The organism is Myceligenerans cantabricum (genome assembly GCF_054777735.1).
On record NZ_BAAHAJ010000008.1, the window covers coordinates 62,781 to 81,270 of the forward strand.

Annotated in this window: 15 protein-coding genes; 9 read left to right on the forward strand and 6 right to left on the reverse strand. The window is 71.6% G+C overall.

All coding sequences use genetic code 11. The features are described from left to right. Nucleotides 1-853: 853 nt before the first annotated feature. Nucleotides 854-1,498 (reverse strand): MBL fold metallo-hydrolase, encoded by a 645-nt coding sequence (locus tag ACYU96_RS07480; RefSeq protein WP_460751057.1) that lies wholly within the window; start codon nucleotides 1,496-1,498, stop codon nucleotides 854-856. 191 nt (nucleotides 1,499-1,689) lie between these two features. On the opposite strand from ACYU96_RS07480, the gene ACYU96_RS07485 reads away from it, so the two are divergent. After that, nucleotides 1,690-2,598, forward strand: a complete 909-nt coding sequence (locus ACYU96_RS07485; RefSeq protein WP_460751059.1) for a helix-turn-helix domain-containing protein — start codon at nucleotides 1,690-1,692, stop codon at nucleotides 2,596-2,598. Here the strand turns inward: ACYU96_RS07485 and ACYU96_RS07490 are convergent. Both ACYU96_RS07490 and ACYU96_RS07495 read right to left on the reverse strand, forming a co-directional pair. Further along, nucleotides 2,497-3,720 (reverse strand): MFS transporter, encoded by a 1,224-nt coding sequence (locus tag ACYU96_RS07490; RefSeq protein ID WP_460751062.1) that lies wholly within the window; start codon nucleotides 3,718-3,720, stop codon nucleotides 2,497-2,499. The genes ACYU96_RS07485 and ACYU96_RS07490 overlap by 102 nt on opposite strands. A gap of 113 nt (nucleotides 3,721-3,833) precedes the next feature. Continuing rightward, nucleotides 3,834-4,271, reverse strand: a complete 438-nt coding sequence (locus ACYU96_RS07495) for an Lrp/AsnC family transcriptional regulator (protein ID WP_460751065.1) — start codon at nucleotides 4,269-4,271, stop codon at nucleotides 3,834-3,836. Between the two features lie 291 nt (nucleotides 4,272-4,562). Between ACYU96_RS07495 and tig the strand changes: the two genes are divergently transcribed. From tig to clpX, 4 genes are all read left to right on the forward strand, one after another. After that, entirely contained in the window at nucleotides 4,563-5,957 is a 1,395-nt protein-coding gene (gene tig / locus ACYU96_RS07500) for a trigger factor (RefSeq protein WP_460751068.1), read from the forward strand. A 254-nt stretch (nucleotides 5,958-6,211) separates the two neighbouring features. Next, nucleotides 6,212-6,844, forward strand: a complete 633-nt coding sequence (locus tag ACYU96_RS07505; protein WP_460751071.1) for an ATP-dependent Clp protease proteolytic subunit — start codon at nucleotides 6,212-6,214, stop codon at nucleotides 6,842-6,844. 37 nt (nucleotides 6,845-6,881) lie between these two features. Next, entirely contained in the window at nucleotides 6,882-7,595 is a 714-nt protein-coding gene (locus ACYU96_RS07510) for an ATP-dependent Clp protease proteolytic subunit (protein ID WP_460751074.1), read from the forward strand. Between the two features lie 293 nt (nucleotides 7,596-7,888). Continuing rightward, on the forward strand, nucleotides 7,889-9,178 hold the full coding sequence (gene clpX, locus ACYU96_RS07515) for an ATP-dependent Clp protease ATP-binding subunit ClpX (protein WP_460751076.1): 1,290 nt from the start codon (nucleotides 7,889-7,891) through the stop codon (nucleotides 9,176-9,178). A gap of 58 nt (nucleotides 9,179-9,236) precedes the next feature. Here clpX and ACYU96_RS07520 read toward each other — a convergent pair whose 3' ends face one another. Then, the gene (locus tag ACYU96_RS07520) at nucleotides 9,237-11,066 is read right to left on the reverse strand and encodes an AMP-dependent synthetase/ligase (protein ID WP_460751079.1); all 1,830 of its coding nucleotides are present in this window, start codon (nucleotides 11,064-11,066) and stop codon (nucleotides 9,237-9,239) included. A 195-nt stretch (nucleotides 11,067-11,261) separates the two neighbouring features. Here ACYU96_RS07520 and ACYU96_RS07525 point away from each other — a divergent pair, with 195 nt between their 5' ends. The 3 genes from ACYU96_RS07525 (at nucleotide 11,262) to ACYU96_RS07535 (ending at nucleotide 13,759) form a co-directional block, all read left to right on the forward strand. Continuing rightward, on the forward strand, nucleotides 11,262-11,606 hold the full coding sequence (locus tag ACYU96_RS07525) for a chorismate mutase (protein ID WP_460751081.1): 345 nt from the start codon (nucleotides 11,262-11,264) through the stop codon (nucleotides 11,604-11,606). Between the two features lie 175 nt (nucleotides 11,607-11,781). Continuing rightward, nucleotides 11,782-13,017, forward strand: coding sequence for a baeRF2 domain-containing protein (locus ACYU96_RS07530; RefSeq protein ID WP_460751084.1), 1,236 nt, complete (start codon nucleotides 11,782-11,784; stop codon nucleotides 13,015-13,017). A 202-nt stretch (nucleotides 13,018-13,219) separates the two neighbouring features. Beyond that, complete coding sequence (locus tag ACYU96_RS07535; protein ID WP_460751087.1) at nucleotides 13,220-13,759, forward strand: DUF1877 family protein; 540 nt, start codon at nucleotides 13,220-13,222, stop codon at nucleotides 13,757-13,759. 112 nt (nucleotides 13,760-13,871) lie between these two features. Here the strand turns inward: ACYU96_RS07535 and valS are convergent, their stop codons facing one another. Next, complete coding sequence (gene valS / locus ACYU96_RS07540; protein ID WP_460751939.1) at nucleotides 13,872-16,604, reverse strand: valine--tRNA ligase; 2,733 nt, start codon at nucleotides 16,602-16,604, stop codon at nucleotides 13,872-13,874. Between the two features lie 137 nt (nucleotides 16,605-16,741). Further along, on the reverse strand, nucleotides 16,742-17,254 hold the full coding sequence (locus ACYU96_RS07545; protein ID WP_460751089.1) for a hypothetical protein: 513 nt from the start codon (nucleotides 17,252-17,254) through the stop codon (nucleotides 16,742-16,744). Nucleotides 17,255-17,495: 241 nt separating this feature from the next. Here ACYU96_RS07545 and ACYU96_RS07550 point away from each other — a divergent pair, with 241 nt between their 5' ends. Continuing rightward, complete coding sequence (locus tag ACYU96_RS07550) at nucleotides 17,496-18,485, forward strand: TIGR03557 family F420-dependent LLM class oxidoreductase (protein ID WP_460751092.1); 990 nt, start codon at nucleotides 17,496-17,498, stop codon at nucleotides 18,483-18,485. The last annotated feature ends 5 nt before the right edge of the window (nucleotides 18,486-18,490 follow it).

Consider the following 18,490-nt stretch of genomic DNA (forward strand, 5'->3'; position numbering starts at 1 on the left):
GTCGTGACGTACGCATAAACGAGTCCTCCTGGATACCGGCAACAAGTGCCGACTGAACGGACAAAGCCAACTCAACATAGAACGGGGCTCCTTCGCCCGCATGTCGAAAGGCATTTACCCACCTCAAAAAGGGCGGAGCGCACAAGGTTGTCTTGAGAGGGCTGGCTCTATCTCCGGCAGGATGCCCTTATCGCACTGTTTTCGTCGATCCGGTCGATGATCTGGCTTGCGCGCCGTCGTGCCGTGCGAGCGGAGAATCCCCGCGATCCGGCCGGCGACCGCTGGCGAGGTCGACCCTCCCCGACCCACGTTTCGCGGTGCGTCGAGGGCGTCGGCCGCCAGCCCGCGCTCAGCCGAGATCCGCCATTCGTCGATATCGACGACCCTGGCCGCGCGCGACGCAAATCGGCCGAATGCCATTCACGACCGCCTCCGACATGCCGGTACGACACGAAAGTCAGGCTGGGTCAGAGGTCAAATTGTCAGCACTGCCGGAGGAGCCGATCGGATCGGAAACAAATGCGCCGAAACCTGGCTCGCCAGGTCACACGAGATCTGAGCTGAATATCGTCGGATTCAAGGAATTCTTGATTGCACGGGAGCGCCGCGAACGGGGAATGTCCGACGGCGTCAGGTCCCGGCTGCAGGCCGCGGTGGGGGCTACCGGAACGGCATCGCCCCGGCCCGAGCCCAGCACCTGGACCACCCGGCCGGCAGGTGCCTTCCCGGGAAGGATGCTCCTGTTCTTGCGGCCGGCGTGCAGCACTTCGTCGGCGCCCTGGACGAGACCGACCTCTCGGCGACGAGGCAGGACCTCGTCCGGTGGGCGGTCCTCCCGCTGGACCGTGCTGAGTCAGAGCGTGATGGTCGTGCCGGGCGGAAGGATCGTCAGGGGAACCTCGGTCAGCATCGCGGGGCTGAGGAACCGTGCCGTGGCCTGCTGCCCGATCTCGCTGAGCATGGCCTCGTGGATCTGGACGAGCCGCCCGGGCCGGACCGCGCGCACGTAGTCCGCCGCCAGGCTCAGCTTGGTCCAGGGGCCGCTGGTCGGCAGGAGGAGCGTGCCGACCGCCGCGGACGGGACGTGGTACGCGTCGCCGGGGTGGTAGACGGTGTCGTCGATCAGGTAGCCGACGTTCGCCGGGCGGGGGATGTCGGTGTGGATCTCCGCGTGCGTGGCGCCGTGCGCGACGACGTCGAACCCCGCGGTCGTGAACCGGTCGCTGCCGGCCACCGCGACGACCTGGCCGGGGTGCTCGCCGCGCCACCGGCTCACCACGGCGTCCGGGCCGTGGACGGTCAGCCCCGGACGGGTGGCCAGGGCAGCGGTGATCACGTCCTCGTCGACGTGGTCGGCGTGCTCGTGGGTGATCAGCACCGCGTCGGCCGCGGCGACCACCTGCGCGGCGTCCGGCGTGAACGCACCAGGGTCGACCACGAGCCGGCCTCCGTCCTTGTCCAGGCTCACGCACGCGTGGGCGTGCTTGGTCAGGTCCATGGCCTCGGTCCTTCCGTCGGGTGGCCTCAGACTATGCGGGTTCGAACGGAAGACGTCCGGGGTCGCCACCGGGGCAGAGCGGGCGAGACGGCGGCGAAACGAGAAGACGGCCCCGAGCCCGAGCCCGGGGCCGCGGGACTGCCGGGAATACCGGACGCCCCGTCGTGGCTCCGTCTCGTGTGGAGTGGAAGATGACGGCGCTGCGGCGCGAGAAGCTGTCGGTCGGTACGGCCCCGTCGGGGCCCGCCGCGCTGTGGGCGCTGGTCCTGTCCGGTGCCGTGACGCTCGAGACGGCGGACGGTCGCACGCAGGTCCTGCCGGGCGACGCCGTCCTCGTCGGCCCGCGGACGGCGCACCGGCTCACGGCCGACGTCGAGACGGACCTCGTGTACGGAGACCTGCGGCGGTCCGTCCCGGACACGCCGCTGCCACGCCCGCTGCTCCTGCGCGGTTTCGCACGGGAGCACGACGCCATCGTCACGCTCGTGACGACCTGCCCGCTCACGGTGCAGTGCAAGGCCGACCTGTTCGCGGAGGCCTACGCCGGCCTCCTCGGTGCGGCGATCTCATCGGTGTGGCACGAGGCCGAGGGGCTCGGTGGCCGGGGCGCGGAGCCGCGCGGCGCGGCCGACGACGCGCAGGTCGCCGAGGTGGTCGCGGCGCTCGCGGCCGCGCCGGGCGAGCAGTGGACCCTCGACCGGATGGCGGGTCTGGTGCACCTGTCGCGCTCCGCGCTGACGGAGCGCTTCCGCCGCGCGACCGGGTACAGCCCGATGCGGATCCTGCGCGAGGCCCGCATGAACCACGCCCGCACGCTGCTCGCGCGGCAGTGCCTGCCGGTGACGCGGGTCGCGTTCGAGGTCGGGTACGGCTCGGTGGCCGCGTTCAGCAGGGCGTTCGCCGCCGACCACGGCAGCTCGCCGCTCGCCTGGCGGGCCGCACCCGACGCCGTGGCACCGGGTGCGGCCGCGCTGGCCGGCACGGCGTTCTCCGGACGGTCAGCGCTGGGGTATCCGCAGGAACGCCCAGCCGAGCCCCGCCGCCACCGCGGCCCCCGCGCCGACCATCAGCAGCGGCCCGACGCCGTACCCGTCCAGTAGGGTCCCGCCCAGCGCGGCGCCCACGGTGATCGCCACCTGGAACGCCGTGACGGTGAGCGACATGGCCGACTCGGCCCGCGCGGGCTCGACCCGCGCACCCCAGAGCTGCGTGATGACGGGGATCATGTTGAACGAGAACCCCCACAGGACCACCGCGAGCGTCAGGACCGGCACGGACTCCGCGGTCGCCGCGAGCACCAGGGCGAGGCCGAGCGCGACGGGCGCGGCCGCGGCCAGCGGCCGCAGCCACCGTGCGAGCAGCCCGGCGACGACGGTCCCCGCGACCGCACCCGCACCCCATGCCAGGAGCATCCCGGTCGCGGCGCCAGGCTCGACGCGCTCGATCGCGATACGGATGTACGGGTAGGCCGCGAAGTTGCCGAACGCGACGAGGACGACGCAGCCGATGCCGGCCATCAGCCGCCTGTTGCGCAGGGCCTCCCGCAGCATCCGCAGGCCGGCCGTCGGATGGGCCGGGACGGAGGGCATGGCGACGGCGAGCGCCACCGCGCTGAGCGCGGTGAGCACGGCGGCGCCCCCGAACGCGGTCCGCCAGCCGACGGCGTCACCCACGAGGGAGCCGAGGGGGACGCCGAGCACGGTCGCGATGCTGACGCCGAACGAGATCGCCGACGACACCACGCGCTCCTTGCCGGGTACCGCGTGCGTGCCGGCGCCGAACGCGAACGACCAGTATCCGGCGACGGCGACACCGAGCAGGAGCCGGCCGATCAGCAGCAGGGCGAAGCCGGGCGCGACGGCGACCGCCAGGTTCGACAGGGTTGCCGCCGCGAGCAGCCCGACCAGCACCGTGCGCCGGTCGGTGCGGGGGAGGAGGACGGCGATGCTCGGTGCGGTGAACGCCCCGGCGATCGCCGTCACGGCGACGGCCAGGCCCGCCGTGCCCTCGCTGACCCCGATGTCGGCCGCGAGCGACGGCAGGACGCTGGCGGGCAGGAACTCGCTCGCGACGAGGATCGCGATCCCGGAGCTGAGCGCGACCAGCGGCGTCCAGCTCGTCCGGGGCGAAGCGGTCGGCTCCGTCGTGGTCGGGATGGCCGGGGCGGCCGGCGGGGCGGCCGGCGGGGGCGCGCCGGCCGGGGTGGCGCTCTGTGTAGGCATGTCTCGAGCCTGGGCGTGGTGTGCGTGCGGTGGTTGATCGTACGGCGGACGTTGTTGATCGACCGGCCGGCCGCGCTCCGGCCCGGGCGGGGGCGTCCCCGTGCCCGGTGGGCTCAGGCCTCGGGCCGGTCCACCACGCGCGACATCACGATCGAGGTGCGGGTCTTGACGACGTGCGTGGCGGACCGGATGCGCTCCACCGTGCGCTCGATCCCGGCCATGTCGGCGGCGACGACGTGCACCATGGCGTCGGCGTCGCCGGTGACGGTCGCCACCCGGACCACCTCCGGGATCGGGGACAGGTCGCGGCGGAGCACGGCGGGAGCGACGATGCCGTCGCAGAAGATCTCGACGTAGCCCTCCAGCGTCCAGCCCATCGCCTCCGGCGTGACGTGCACGGTGAACCCGGCGATCTCCCCGCGCGCGACCATGAGGTCGACGCGGCGCTTCACGGCCGGTGCCGACAGCCCCACGGAGTTGCCGACCTCCTGGTACGTGGCACGCCCGTCGCGCAGCAGGTGCTCGACGATCGCCCGGTTCAGCTCGTCCATGTGCGCATGGTGTGCCGTGCGGGAGGCGGGTGCAAGCCGCCGGTCGCGTGCGCGCCCGGTGCCCGGCGTCGTCGGCGATCGAGCATCCGTGGGGCGTGGGAGGGCCGCGTCGTGACGTTGTCCGGCGCATTCGGCAGGAACGGCCGTGGGGCGTAAGATCATCGGGATAGCCGTGCACCTGTCGCACGATTCTGCATCCCCGCGCCCGCCAGGTGGCTCCTGTCGTCGTGACTTCTCTACGGCCCCAGGCTCCCGGGTGAGCGCACCACCGATCCTCTGGAGACCAACGAAGTGAAGAGCGCCGTCGAGACCCTGGACCCCACCAAGGTCAAGCTGACTGTCGAGGTGGACTACGACGAGCTCGTGCCGAGCATCGACCACGCCTACAAGCACATCGCGGAGCAGGTGAACATTCCCGGCTTCCGCAAGGGCAAGGTCCCCCCGCGCATCATCGACCAGCGGGTCGGCTGGGGCGCCGTCGTGGAGCACGCCGTGAACGACGGTCTCAACGACTTCTACCGCCAGGCGCTCACCGAGAACGAGCTGCGCCCGCTCGCGCAGCCGTCGGTGGACGTCACCGAGGTCCCGGTCAAGGCCGGCGAGGGCCAGCTGAAGTTCACGGCCGACGTCGAGATCCGCCCGGAGCTGGAGCTCCCCGAGCTGGACAGCATCGACCTGCGGGTCGACGCGGCGGCCGTCACGGACGAGGACGTCACCGAGCGGCTCGACGCGCTCCGTGAGCGGTTCGGCACGCTGGTCGGCGTGGACCGCCCGGCCGCCGACGGCGACTACGTCGTCATCGACCTGAACGCCACGATCGGCGACGAGGAGGTCGACTCGGTCTCCGGCGTGTCCTACCAGATCGGCTCGGGCAACATGCTCGAGGGCCTGGACGAGGCGCTGACCGGCCTGTCGGCCGACGAGACCACCACCTTCACGGCGCCGCTCGCCGGCGGCGACCACGAGGGCCAGGACGCGAACGTCACCGTCACCGCGACCAGCGTGAAGCAGCGCGACCTCCCCGAGGCCGACGACGACTTCGCCCAGCTCGCCTCCGAGTTCGACACGCTCGACGAGCTCAAGGAGGACCTGCGCACGCAGGCCGCCCAGGGCAAGGGCTCGGACCAGGCCGTCGCCGCGCGAGACGCCCTCCTGGAGAAGCTGCTCGAGACCGTCGAGGTCCCGGTCCCGTCCGGCGTGGTCGAGGCCGAGGTGCACCGTCACCTGGAGCAGGAGAGCCGCCTGGAGGACGACGAGCACCGTGCCGAGGTCACCGTGGACGCGACCAAGGCGCTGAAGAACCAGATCCTGCTGGACACGCTCGCCGAGAAGCTCGAGGTCAAGGTCGGCCAGGGCGAGCTCGTGGAGTACCTGGTCAGCATGTCGCAGCAGTACGGCATGGAGCCGCAGCAGTTCATCCAGACGCTCGAGCAGGGCGGCCAGGTCCCGGCGATGGTCGGCGAGGTCGCGCGTTCGAAGGCGCTGGCCGTGGCGCTGCGCCAGATCGAGGTCAAGGACACGGCGGGCAACGTCGTGGACCTGGCCGAGTTCATCGGCTCGGACGAGATCGACGACCAGCAGTCGGCGCTGGAGCAGGCGATGGCCGACGCGCAGGCCGCCGCCGACGCGGAGGGCGAGGGCGAGCAGCCGGAGGGCGAGCAGTCCGAGGCCCCGGCCAAGGCGTGACCTGACCGTCCGCCGGGCCGTGCACGACGACGCCCGGGGTGGCCTTCCGCAGGGAGGGGCCCCGGGCGTCGTCGTCCCCGGGTGGCCGCGATCGGCGGCGGGCGCGCCCGCGCGACCCTCCGGATTACGCCGAGGGCAGCGCACGTGCGCTGTCGGCGAAACGAAGGCCTACGAGGGAGTTCCGGCGGCAGCGGGCGCGTTAGGGTCGATCGACATGCTTGACCAGGAACCTGCCGGACACTGAGGAGTGGGACGTGAACGATCTGCGGACAGACGCTGGGCCGGTGGCGCGGGGGGAGGGGTCGAACCTGGGCCTCAACGACTCGATCTACAACCGGCTCCTGAAGGAACGCATCATCTGGCTCGGCTCGGAGGTGCGTGACGACAACGCCAACGCGATCTGCGCCCAGATGATGCTTCTCGCGGCCGAGGACCCGACCAAGGACATCTGGCTCTACATCAACAGCCCCGGCGGCTCCATCACCGCCGGTATGGCGATCTACGACACCATGCAGTTCGTGCAGCCCGACGTGGCGACCGTGGCCATGGGCATGGCGGCCTCGATGGGTCAGTTCCTGCTCAGCTCCGGCGCGAAGAGCAAGCGCTACGCGACCCCGCACGCCCGGGTGATGATGCACCAGCCCTCCGGCGGCATCGGGGGTACCGCGACCGACGTGCGGATCAACGCCGAGCTGATCATGCACATGAAGAAGGTGCTCGCGGGGCTCACGGCGGAGCAGACCGGCCACACGCTGGAGGAGGTCACCCGCGACAGCGACCGGGACAAGTGGTTCACGGCGCCCGAGGCGCTCGAGTACGGCTTCATCGACCACGTCGTCGAGAACGCGGCCCTGGCCGGCGGCGGCGGCATGAACAGCGCGTCCTGACGGCGCCGAGAAGACTTCGAGGATCGAGGAGACCACAGTGAGCCCTGAAGCCCAGTTCCTGGCGGCGGCCGAACGCCTGGCCGGTTCGTCCGCACGCCGTCCCGGCGGTGTCGGACTGCCGTACGGCGCGCCGTCGAACCGTTACGTGCTGCCCCAGTTCGAGGAGCGCACCGCCTACGGATTCAAGCGGCAGGACCCGTACACCAAGCTGTTCGAGGACCGCATCATCTTCTTGGGCGTCCAGGTGGACGACGCGTCCGCCGACGACGTGATGGCGCAGCTCCTCGTCCTGGAGTCCCAGGACCCGGACCGCGACATCATCCTGTACATCAACAGCCCCGGCGGCTCGTTCACGGCCATGACGGCGCTGTACGACACGATGCAGTACATCAAGCCGCAGATCCAGACGGTCTGCCTCGGGCAGGCCGCCTCCGCGGCGGCCGTGCTGCTCGCGGCGGGCCAGCCGGGCAAGCGTCTCGCGCTGCCGAACGCCCGCGTGCTCATCCACCAGCCGGCGATGGAGGGCGGTGGCTACGCGCAGGCGTCGGACATCGAGATCCATGCCAACGAGCTCATCCGGATGCGGGAGTGGCTCGAGGAGACCCTGGCGCGGCACTCCGGCAAGTCCCAGGAGGCGGTCCGCGACGACATCGAGCGCGACAAGATCCTCACCGCCGCCGAGGCGAAGGACTACGGCCTGGTCGACCAGGTGCTGGAGTCGCGCAAGCCGCTGGCCCTCCCGGCCTCCTGACCACGGTCGCGCTGTGCCGGGGAGGTCGCTCCCCGGCACACCGCGACACGGCGGGCGGAAAAACGAGACACGCCGCCGAAATCATGGCAATCTTGCGGGTGCGGGCGAAAACTGCACCTGTACGACCCGCCGAAGGGCTGGCTGACAACCCGGCCTCCGGTGGTGTCCAATAGAAGGTAGTCGACCTGGGGCCGGCGGCCCCGCCTGGAGATCTGGAAGTTTCCCGACGAGACAGGATCGCCCGACCAGAGCCCGGACCGCTCGGAAGAGCGCAGGAGCGAGGAGACGAACACGTGGCGCGTATCGGCGACGGCGCTGAGCTGCTGAAGTGCAACTTCTGCGGCAAGTCCCAGAAGCAGGTCATCAAGCTGATCGCGGGCCCTGGCGTCTATATCTGCAACGAGTGCATCGAGCTCTGCAACGAGATCATCGACGAGGAGATGAACGAGTCGGCGGAGGTCGGGCTCATCGAGCTGCCGAAGCCTCGCGAGATCTTCGAGTTCCTCGAGCAATACATCATCGGCCAGGATTCCGCCAAGCGGGCCCTGGCCGTCGCGGTCTACAACCACTACAAGCGGATCCAGGCGAGCACCGGCCCGAAGGCGCCCGGGAGCCAGGAGGACGCCGACCAGGTGGAGATCGCGAAGTCGAACATCCTGCTGATCGGGCCCACCGGCACGGGCAAGACATACCTGGCCCAGACGCTCGCCAAGATGCTCAACGTCCCGTTCGCCATCGCCGACGCCACGGCGCTGACCGAGGCCGGCTACGTGGGCGAGGACGTCGAGAACATCCTGCTGAAGCTCATCCAGGCCGCCGACTTCGACGTCAAGAAGGCCGAGACCGGGATCATCTACATCGACGAGGTCGACAAGGTGGCCCGCAAGGCGGAGAACCCCTCGATCACCCGTGACGTGTCCGGGGAGGGCGTGCAGCAGGCGCTGCTGAAGATCATCGAGGGGACGAGCGCCTCGGTCCCGCCGCAGGGCGGGCGGAAGCACCCGCACCAGGAGTTCATCCAGATCGACACCACGAACGTGCTGTTCATCGTCGCCGGCGCGTTCGCCGGGCTGGACGACATCGTGGCGTCCCGCGCCCGCAAGCGCGGCATCGGGTTCGCCGCGCCGATGGAGACGGGGACGGACGAGGACCTGTTCGCCGAGGTCCGTCCCGAGGACCTGCAGAAGTACGGCCTGATCCCCGAGTTCATCGGGCGCCTGCCGGTCGTGGCGTCGGTGTCGCCGCTCGACCAGGGCGCCCTGGTCCGCATCCTCACGGAGCCGCGCAACGCGCTCGTGAAGCAGTACCAGCGCATGTTCCAGATCGACGGTGTCGAGCTCCAGTTCGAGGAAGACGCCGTCGGGGCGATCGCCGACCAGGCTCTGCTCCGGGGCACCGGCGCCCGCGGCCTGCGAGCCATCCTCGAAGAGGTGCTGCAGCAGGTCATGTTCGACGTGCCGAGCCGGGACGACATCGAACGCGTGGTCATCACGCGTGACGTCGTGCTGGAGAACGTCAACCCGACGGTGGTCCCGCGACGCAGCACGGTCCGCGGCCGCCAGCCCCGCGAGAAGTCGGCCTGACCGCCGCGCGAGGCTGCCTCGCACCGGAGACGTCGCGGCCCCGGCGGCCGGCCGAGCCCTACGGGGCGGCGGCCGGGGCCGGGTCGCTCGTGGCGTAGAGCTCGTCCACCAGGTGGGCGAGGTCCTCGATCACCATGCCGCGCTTCACCTTGGTCGACGGCGTCAGGTAGCCGTTCTGCTCGGTGAAGTCGAAGTCCAGGACGTTCACCTTGCGGATCGACTCGGCCTGGGACACGGTGGCGTTCGCCTGCTGGACCGCCTCGTCCAGCGCCTTGAGCACCGCGGGGTGCACCCGCGCCTCGGAGACGCTCAGGTGCGGCAGCCCGCGGTTGGCGCACCAGCCGGGCAGCATCTCGGGGTCCAGGGTGACGAGGGCGCCGACGAACGGCCGCTGGTCGCCCACGGCGACCACCTGGCTGACGAGCGGGTGCGAGCGCACGGCGTCCTCCAGCGGAGCCGGCGCGACGTTCTTGCCGCCCGCGGTGACGATGATCTCCTTCTTGCGTCCCGTGATCCGCAGGAACCCGTCCTCGTCGAGCGTCCCGAGGTCGCCGGTGCGGAACCAGCCGTCGACCAGGGCCTCCGCCGAGAGCTGCGGCTGATGGTGATAGCCGCGGAAGAGGTGCGGCCCGGCGAGCAGCACCTCGCCGTCGTCGGCGATCGCGACGGACGTGCCCGGCAGCGGCGGTCCGACCGTCCCGATCTTCGTGTGCGCCGGCCGGTTGACCGACGTCGGCGCGGTGGTCTCCGTCAGGCCGTAGCCCTCGAGGATCGTCACGCCGACGCCACGGAAGAAGTGCCCGAGCCGCTCGCCGAGCGGCGCGCCGCCGGACACCGCCCACTCCAGGCGCCCGCCCAGGCCGGCGCGGAGCCGGGAGTAGACGAGCCGGTCGGCGATGCCGTGCGACAGACGCAGGCGGGCTCCCGGTCCCGACGGGGTGTCCAGGGCGGTCGAGAAGCTCGCGGCGACCTGGACCGCCCACGAGAAGATCGCGCGCCGCACGGGGGAGGCGGACGCCTTGGCCTCCGCCGAGTTGAACACCTTCTCGAACACGCGCGGGACGGCGAGCAGGTAGGTGGGCCGGAAGGTGCCGAGGTCGGCGACGAGGTTCTTGACGTCCGGCGCATGGCCGAGCACCGAGTTCCCCGCGACGACGGCGACCTGCACGAAGCGCGCGAACACGTGCGCGAGCGGAAGGAACAGCAGGGTGCGGGACCCCGGGGCGGCGAGCATCTCCGGGATCGCCACGGCGGCGTTCATCGTCAGGTGCGCGAAGGCGCCGTGGGTGATCTCGACGCCTTTGGGGCGACCCGTGGAGCCCGAGGTGTAGATGATCGTGGCGAGGTCGTCCCGGCGCACGGCGTCGCGGCGCTCGGTGACGGCCAGCACGGGCAGGTGCGAGCCCGCGTCGCGCAGGTCGGCCACCGCGCCGTCGTCGATGACGAGGACGTCCTCCAGACCCGGGAGCGTGTGCCGGACCCGCCCGATGGTCTCGTCGTGCCCGGCGGACTCGGCGAAGACCAGCCGGACTCCGGCGTCGGAGCAGATCCACCGGACCTGGTCGGCCGAGGAGGTCTCGTACACCGGGACGGGGACGGCCCCGGCGGCCCAGATCGCGAAGTCGAGCAGCGTCCACTCGTAGCGGGTGCGGGACATGATCCCGATCCGGTCACCCTGGCCGACGCCCCGGGCGATCAACCCGCGGGCCACCGCCAGGACCTCGTGCTCGAACGCGGTCGCGGTGACCGGGATCCACGGACCGTCGAGGGTGTCGCGACGCTCGATCAGCGTCTCGCCGCCGGCCCGGGCGACACGGTCCCGCAGGATCGTGTTGATGCTGGTGCCCTCGGGCACGTTCACCACGGCCGGTGTGGAGGCTGCTGTCATGGTGCTGAGCTCCGCTGGATGAAGGGGGTGTGGGACGGGGCCGGGTCGCGCTTCCCGCGCACCGGCCTCCGGTCGCAGGCGTGCGAACCAGACTGTACCCCCGGGTACGACCCGTGACAGAACTCGCACAGGTCCTGCGGTCCGAGGACCGGCACGAGCGAGCCCGACCTCGCGCGCGGGGTTAGCCTCGTGTTCATGACCTCGGATCCTGCCGCTTCGCGGATGCCCACGGAGATCCTCCGCCTGCGCGCGAGCATCGACAACATCGACGCGGCCCTGGTGCATCTGCTGGCTGAACGCTTCGAGCTGACCCGTCAGGTGGGGGAGCTCAAGGCCGTGGGCCACCTCCCGCCGGCGGACCCTTCGCGCGACGCCCAGCAGATCGACCGGCTCACGGGGATCGCGGAGGCCTCGGGGCTCGACCCGGACTTCGCCGTGCAGTTCCGGCAGTTCATCGTCAGCGAGGTCATCCGGCGACACGAGCTGATCGCGCGCGAGCACGCCGGGGAGACGATGCCGGAGCTCGACACCTACGCTTGAAGAGATGCCTTCTGATCGAGGGGAGCTCTCTGCCCGGAGCCGCAGGCGGCACCCGGCGTCCTCCTCATTGTCATGAGATCGCCAAGAAAAATCCTGGTTCAGGGGTGGCGTCGGCCAGCGATTCGTCGGAGGCTGGAGGGATCGATGAGGATCACCGTCGGACCAGGAGGCCGGAATGAAGATCGACTGGCTCAAGCCGCTCCTCGGACACCCGGGACCGTTCGCCACCCTGTACCTGGACGCCACGCCGTCCGACAAGGCCGCTGATCGCGACGTCGCGAACCGGTGGCGCGCCGCGCGGAAGTCGCTCGCGGCACAGGGGGCGCCGGCCGGTGTGCTGGACCGTGTCGAGGAGGCGGTCGACCGACCGACCTGGCAGGCGGGACCCCACGGCCGCGTCGTGATCGCCGACGACACCGGTGTGCTGGTGGACCGCGTGCTGCAGGAGCCGCCGACGTCGACCACGGCGACCTGGTCCCCGGTGCCCGAGCTGCTCCAGGCGGTGCGCGCCGCGGACGAGACGGTGGAGCTGCTGGTGGCGGCCATCGATCGGCAGGGCGTCGACTTCACGCGGGCGGGCAGGGACGGTCGTTCGCACCAGCAGTACACCGCCCCGCACGACGAGATCGGGAAGCCTGGCTCGCCCGGCACGGGGCAAGCGCGGATCGAGGCCCGGGCCGAGGACTCCTGGGAGCGGAACGCGACGGCGGTCGCGGCCGAGATAGGGCGCCGTGTGGAGGAGCACAAGCCTGAGCTCGTGGTCCTCACGGGCGACACGCGCAGCGTCTCGCGCGTGCGCGAGTCTCTGCACCGCCTCGTCTCCGACAGCTGCGTCGAGCTTCCCGGAGGAGTCCGGGGCGGCCTCGCGGACGTCGGCGGCACGGGGTCGAACGGCGCGGCGGGCAGCGTGTTCGCCGAGCGGGTCGCCGAGGCGCTGGACAGCTTTCGCGAGCGACGGCGCGAGCGCGTGCTCGCGGACCTGCGGCAGGGTCTCGGGCGCGACGAGGGCGCGGTCGCGTCGGTGGGCGACGTCGTCGCCGTGCTCGGGCGCGGGCAGGTGGCAGAGCTCGTCCTGGACGAGGAGTACGGGGCCGGCACCGGGCGGATGAACGGGCGCACCCTCTGGATCGGGCCGGACCCGGTACACATCGCGCAGGACCGCGCGGGGCTCGAGGCGCTGGGGGTGCGCGACGGCATCGAGGAGCTGCCGGCCGCCGTGGCGCTGGTCCGCGCGGCGATCGGCCAGGACGCCGGGCTCACGTTCTCTCCCGAGGGTTCGGTGGGCGTGGGGCCTGGCGGCATCACCGACGGTGTCGCCGCGACGCTCCGCTGGCACGACGAGGACACCCCGCGCGAGGTCGCGGCGGCCATGTCGGGGGACGACGTCCGGCTGCGTGGTGAGCGCGCCTGAACGGCTCGGGACCGTCCGGCCGCGACGTCCCCGTCGGCGACGCCTCTGACCGCTACGTCCGGTGTGCCTTCTGTGAAGCCGCTTCGCAAACGCCCACGAATGTGAAGCGTTTGTAAAGGGTGCTGGCGTTCAGAGGCGTTGCGGACGGTCTGTTCGTTATGCCCGACCCGCCGTGTGACGTGAGTCGCTAGCGTGCCCGGCCATGGGCAACTACGAGGGGTACCGACCGAGCCTCGCCGCGGCGTTGAGCGGAGTCCACTGCGAATACGCACGGCTCGGCGCAGACGACGCGGCCAGGGCGTCCGGCGACGACGAGTGGGTGGCTGCGCGCGTCGAAGCGCTCGCCGACGAGTGGGTGGAGCGCGACGTCCCGCCCACCGAGGCGCAGTACTTCACCATCGGCCTCGCCTGGGGTGGCCTGCACGGGCTCCTGCGGGAGCACGGCGGTCTGGGGATCGACGTCGTCCAGGGTGGTGAACCGCTGGGCCTCCCGGGCGCGATCGGCACCGCCCGCCTGCTCCCGTCCGACGCCGTCGCCGTCGCCGCCGGGTTCTTCACCGGGACGCCGTTCGACGAGCTGGCGACCCACTACGACGTCGCGGTGTGCGAGGGCTGTCCGGACCCGACGGAGCACCCGCCGGAGGAGCGGATCGACGTCCTCGCCGGTGTCTATGACGAGCTCGGCCAGTTCTTCACCGCGGCCGCCGACGCCGGCGACGCGGTCGTCCTGATGCTCAACTGACTCGACTGACTCGACTGACTCGACCGACGGGGCCGGTCGCCTCGGTACAGCAGGACGGCGGGTCTCGCCGCCTCGGGCACGACGGCCGGAGGCGGCGAGACCCGCCGTCGTGTCAGCCCTTCTTGCGGGGCTCCGGCTCACCGAGCTCGACGCCGGACGTCACGATGCCGCCCTGGACCGTCAGGTCGAACTCGCCGCTGGTGGCCGCGACCAGGGTCAGGTCACCGGTCACCCGGCCCGCCGCGCGGACGTCGCCGACGGCCGCCTCGACGGCCGGCAGGCTCTCCGCGGGCACGGTGAGGGTGGCGGCGAGCACGGGGGCCCGCATCGACGTCTTCGCCTCCGACTTGACCTTGCGGAGCGCCGCCAGCGCGTTGCCTGCCGCGGCCAGGTGGCTTGCCTCGGCACCCGCGGCGGCCGCCCGCAGGGGCTCCGCCGTCGGCCAGTCGGCGCGGTGCACGGTGCCCTCACGCCACCAGGACCACACCTCTTCCGTGGCGAACGGCAGATACGGTGCCAGCAGGCGGAGCACCGTGTCCAGCGCGATCGCCAGCGCGGTGCGCGCCGAGACGGTCTCGGCCGAGGGCTCCGCGTCCGCGCCCCCGTAGGCCCGGTCCTTGACGAGCTCCAGGTAGTCGTCGCAGAACGTCCAGAAGAACGTCTCGGTCACTTCGAGCGCCCGCGTGTGGTCGTACGCCTCCAGCGCGGCCGTGGCCTGCTCGGTCACCGTCGCGAGGCCGGCGAGCATCGCACGGTCGAGGTCGACGGTCACGGCGGACGGGTCCAGCAGGACCTCTCCCGTGCCGGACTCCGGGTCCAGCCCGAAGGACAGTGCGAACTTCGACGCGTTGAGCACCTTGATCGCCAGGCGGCGGCCGACCTTCATCTGGCCCACCTCGAACGCGGCGTCCGCGCCGAGCCGAGCGGACGCGGCCCAGTAGCGCACCGCGTCCGAGCCGTGCTCCACGAGCAGGCCCATCGGCGTGACCACGTTGCCCTTGGACTTCGACATCTTCTTGCGGTCCGGGTCGAGGATCCAGCCGCTGATCGTCGCGTTCTTCCAGGGCAGCGCGTCGTTCTCGAGGTGCGCGCGCACCACGCTGGAGAACAGCCAGGTGCGGATGATGTCCTGGCCCTGTGGGCGCAGGTCCATCGGGAACACGCGCGGCCACAGGTCCTCGTCGCGCTCCCAGCCGCCCACGATCTGCGGGGTGAGCGACGACGTCGCCCAGGTGTCCATCACGTCGGCGTCGCCCACGAACCCGCCGGCCTGGCCGCGCTGGTTCTCGGCGTAGCCCGTGGGTGCCTCCGACGTCGGGTCCACCGGAAGGTGCTCCTCGGGGGGCACGATCGGGTTCTCGTGGTCCACCTCGCCGGAGGCCAGCACCGGGTACCAGAGGGGGATCGGCACGCCGAAGAACCGCTGCCGGCTGATCAGCCAGTCGCCGTTCAGCCCGCCCACCCAGTTCTCGTAGCGCACGCGCATGTGGTCGGGGTGGAAGTCGAGCTCCTTGCCACGGGCCAGCAGCTCGTCGCGCAGCTTCACGTCCTTGCCGCCGTTGCGGATGTACCACTGGCGCGACGTGACGATCTCCAGCGGCTTGTCGCCCTTCTCGTAGAAGTTCGCCATGCGCTGCGTCGCCACCGGCTCGCCCGCCAGGTCGCCCGAGGTACGCAGCGCATCGACGATCGCCTTGCGCGCGCTGAACGTCGTCATGCCGGAGATCTCGCCGAACAAGGCCTCGCCGGCACCGCCCTCGATCCAGGCGGGCACCTCGCGGGTGATCCGGCCGTCGCGCTGCACGATGGAGCGCATCGGCAGCCGCAGCTCACGCCACCACTGCACGTCGGTCAGGTCGCCGAAGGTGCAGCACATCGCGATACCCGCGCCCTTGTCCGGCTCGGCCGCGTGGTGCGCCAGCACCGGCACCTCGACGCCGAACAGCGGGGACGTCGCCGTCGTGCCGAACAGGTGCTGGTAGCGCTCGTCGTCCGGGTGGGCGATGAGCGCCACCACGGCCGGGATCAGCTCCGGGCGCGTGGTCTCGATGAACACGCTCTCCCCGTCAGGCCGGCCGAACGCCACCTTGTGGTAGTGCCCCGGGTAGTCCCGCGCCTCCAACTCGGCCTGCGCGACCGCCGTCTGGAACGTCACGTCCCACAGCCCCGGCGCCTCGGCCTGGTAGGCCTCGCCGCGCGCGAGGTTGCGGGTGAACGCCCGCTGGGCCGTCGCGATCGAGCTCGCCTCGATGGTCTGGTACGTCTGCGACCAGTCGACCGACAGGCCGAGCCGGCGCCACACCTCCTCGAACTTCTGCTCGTCCTCCGTCGTGAGGCGCTCGCAGAGCTCGATGAAGTTGCGGCGGCTGACCGGCACCTGGTCGGCGGGCTTCACGTTCTTGCCGTCGGTGCCCTCGTGCGGCGGCTCGAAGCCCTCCACGTAGGGCAGCGACGGGTCGCAGCGCACGCCGTAGTAGTTCTGCACGCGGCGCTCGGTGGGCAGGCCGTTGTCGTCCCAGCCCATCGGGTAGAACACCTCGTACCCGCACATGCGCTTGTAGCGGGCGACCACGTCGGTGTGCGTGTAGGAGAACACGTGGCCCACGTGCAGCGCGCCGGACACCGTGGGCGGCGGCGTGTCGATCGAGAAGATCTGCTCACGGGTCCTGCTGCGGTCGAACGCGAACGTGCTCTCGTCGCTCCAGCGCGCGTCGAGCTTCTCCTCCAGCCCGTCCGTGCTCACCCGATCGGGTACCCCCTTGACCACCGCGCGGACGACGTCGGCACCGGCGGCCGCGGAGGCCGGGTGCGACAGGGTCGTCTCAGATGCGTCGGCGGTGGTCATGGCCGGGTCCGTGTGCCCGGCGGGGATCGGAGTACTCATGCGACAAGTGTCCCAGACTCCGCACCGCCCGGCGCTCCGTCATCCACAGCCCGGATGGGATCCGACCGCTGTGCGGGCCTCTCGGGTCCGCGAGGGTCTCACGACTCCCCGAGGACGCTCTCGTCGCACTCGTCGGTCTCGACCGGTCCGGAGATCTCGACGACCGGCGGGTACGCCGCGACCTCGAGCTCCCAGCCGGTCGGGTCGGTCGCCGACACGTACACGTCGCCCCCGTTCTCGGGGTAGATCACGGCGGACAGCGGGTCGAAGCCGTGCTTCTCCAGCACCGGGTCGAGATCGGCGGCCAGGTCGGCGAGACCTCCGGTGGACTCGTACAGGTCGCCCTCGCTCAGGCTCTCGGCGAGCACGAGCACGCACCGGCCGTCGTCCTGCTCGGTGAGCTGCGGGAAGCGGTCCTCCGCCGTCCACTCGACGTCGGGAGCCGAGTGCTCGAGCGCGTCGACGACGTCGTCGTAGGCGGCGGTGTACTCCGTCGTCGCGGAAGCAGGCTCCGGCGGCTGCTCCAGGGGCCCGGCCTCCGAGCCGCCCGAGCACGACGCCAGCACACCGACGCCGAACAGCACCACGCCGGTCCGTCGCAGCTGAAACATGGACCGCATCCGTCTCCTTGGTCGCGTTCACCAGCATCGGGCCAGGTGACGTCCCTGCCCCTCAGGTCGGGGACGCTACCAGGGCGCGTCGCGCCTTGTCGTGGCCAGGCATGGTGTGCGCAGCGGGGACTTCTCCCCGTCCCGCCGTGGGTGTCGTCGCGTGGAGATGACCCCGACCCCGACCGTGACCGTGATCGGTGTCTTCGTGAACCTGCTCGGGCGGTCGGGATAGGGTCGCACCGTGGCGACGATCGGTCTGGCGGCGATGCTCGAGACGCTGCACCCGCGGGACGCGGTGGAACTGGCGGCGTACGCGGAGGCGCGGGGCCTGTCCGGCGTCATGGCCACCGACCGGTTCCAGCCCTGGACGCCGCGGCAGGGGCAGGCGGGGTTCGTCTGGGACGTGCTCGGTGCCGTGGGGGAGCGGACCGCCGGTGATCTCGGCCCGGTCGCCGTCCCCGGGAACCGGATGCACCCGGCGGTGCTCGCGCAGGCGTCGGCGACGCTCGCGGCGATGAACCCCGGGCGGCACTGGCTGGGCGTGGCGAGCGGCGACGCCGTCGACGAGCACGTCACCGGCGGCTACTGGCCGGAGGCACCGGGGCGGATCGCGCGGCTGTTCGAGGCGGTCGACCTCGTCAAGAAGCTGTTCGCGGCACCCTCCGGGCGCGACGTCCGGTTCGCCGGCCAGTACTTCCGGCTGGAGGCGACCCGGCTGTGGACCGCGCCGGACACGGCCCCCGAGGTCCTCGTCGCCACGGGCGGGCCCGTCACCGCGCGGCGCGCCGGCCGCCAGGCCGACGGCCTGATCACGATGGCCGCGCCGCCCGAACGTCTCCAGGTGCTGCTGGACCGGTTCGCCGCGGGGGCACGCGAGGCCGGGAAGGACCCGGACACGATGCCGAAGGTGGTCCAGGTCCCGGTCTCGTGGGCGCCGGACCCCGCGCAGGCCGAGGAGAACCTGCTGGCGAACCCGCCCGTCGGGTCGGCCCGCCTGCCCCGCTCCGACCTCCGCTCACCGCACGACGTCGCCGTCGTGGCACGTCTGCTCCGGCCGGAGGACTTCGCGGGCCGCGTGCTCGTCTCCGACGATCTCGCGGCGCACCGCAAGCACCTGCAGAGCCTGCTCGACCTGGGGTTCGACCGGATCTACGTGCACGACGCCGGCCCCGGCACCCGGGCCTGGGTCGACGCCTACGCGGCCGAGGTCCTGCCGGGGCTCACGCACTGAGCCTT

Excerpts from the sequence above, each read along its gene's own strand:
- ACYU96_RS07480 (WP_460751057.1), bottom strand. The coding sequence starts at position 1,498 with ATGGACCTGACCAAGCACGCCCACGCGTGCGTGAGCCTGGACAAGGAC.
- ACYU96_RS07485 (WP_460751059.1), top strand. The coding sequence starts at position 1,690 with ATGACGGCGCTGCGGCGCGAGAAGCTGTCGGTCGGTACGGCCCCGTCG.
- ACYU96_RS07490 (WP_460751062.1), bottom strand. The coding sequence starts at position 3,720 with ATGCCTACACAGAGCGCCACCCCGGCCGGCGCGCCCCCGCCGGCCGCC.
- ACYU96_RS07495 (WP_460751065.1), bottom strand. The coding sequence starts at position 4,271 with ATGGACGAGCTGAACCGGGCGATCGTCGAGCACCTGCTGCGCGACGGG.
- ACYU96_RS07520 (WP_460751079.1), bottom strand. The coding sequence starts at position 11,066 with ATGACAGCAGCCTCCACACCGGCCGTGGTGAACGTGCCCGAGGGCACC.
- ACYU96_RS07525 (WP_460751081.1), top strand. The coding sequence starts at position 11,262 with ATGACCTCGGATCCTGCCGCTTCGCGGATGCCCACGGAGATCCTCCGC.
- ACYU96_RS07530 (WP_460751084.1), top strand. The coding sequence starts at position 11,782 with ATGAAGATCGACTGGCTCAAGCCGCTCCTCGGACACCCGGGACCGTTC.
- ACYU96_RS07535 (WP_460751087.1), top strand. The coding sequence starts at position 13,220 with ATGGGCAACTACGAGGGGTACCGACCGAGCCTCGCCGCGGCGTTGAGC.
- valS (WP_460751939.1), bottom strand. The coding sequence starts at position 16,604 with ATGACCACCGCCGACGCATCTGAGACGACCCTGTCGCACCCGGCCTCC.
- ACYU96_RS07545 (WP_460751089.1), bottom strand. The coding sequence starts at position 17,254 with ATGTTTCAGCTGCGACGGACCGGCGTGGTGCTGTTCGGCGTCGGTGTG.